This is a genomic window from Geomonas ferrireducens (assembly GCF_004917065.1).
Classification (GTDB): domain Bacteria; phylum Desulfobacterota; class Desulfuromonadia; order Geobacterales; family Geobacteraceae; genus Geomonas; species Geomonas ferrireducens.
This window is the reverse complement of the sequence record NZ_SSYA01000009.1, coordinates 1-750: the sequence shown is the minus strand read 5'-3', so window position 1 is coordinate 750 and position 750 is coordinate 1. Positions and strand designations below refer to the sequence as shown.

Annotated in this window: 1 protein-coding gene; it reads right to left on the bottom strand. The window is 57.9% G+C overall.

The genetic code is table 11. From position 1 onward, the window contains the following. Positions 1 to 750 (bottom strand): VCBS domain-containing protein (locus E8L22_RS21310; RefSeq protein ID WP_198420211.1); only part of this gene is annotated, 750 nt, incomplete at both ends.

Genomic DNA, 750 nt, shown 5'->3' with positions numbered 1-750 from the left:
TGGTTTCGCCATTGCCGAGGTACTGCACATCGGCATTGGCAACGCTGTAAGTCCAGTGACCGGCGCTGTCAATGGTGATGTGGCCAAGAGCACCCTCGCTCGCAACCGGGGCAACACTTGTGTTGATAGCAGACTGATGCTGATCCGCGTCGGTGACAACCAACGTACCATTTGTGGACAACGTCACGGTCTGAGCGCTCGGGGTATCCTCGGTCACGAAGCCGGAATCGGCGCCGGTGAAGGTCGGAACGTCGTTGGTACCGTTGATCGTGATGACGATGTCATGGGTGGTACCGTCAACGCTCTGTACGGTGAAGGTTTCAAGTTTGGTTTCGCCATTGCCGAGGTACTGGACGTCGGAGTTCGCAACGCTGTAAGTCCAGTGACCGGCGCTGTCAATCGTGATGTGGCCCAGAGCACCCTCGCTCGCAACCGGGGCGACGGTCGTGTTGATGGCAGACTGGTGCTGATCCGCGTCGGTGACAACCAACGTACCATTTGTGGACAACGTCACGGTCTGAGCGCTCGGGGTATCCTCGGTCACGAAGCCGGAATCGGCACCGGTGAAGGTCGGAACATCGTTGGTGCCGTTGATAGTGATGACGATGTCGTGGCTGGTGCCATCAACGCTCTGCACGGTGAAGGTTTCAAGTTTGGTTTCGCCATTGCCGAGGTACTGCACATCGGCATTGGCAACGCTGTAAGTCCAGTGACCGGCGCTGTCAATGGTGATGTGGCCAAGAGCACCCT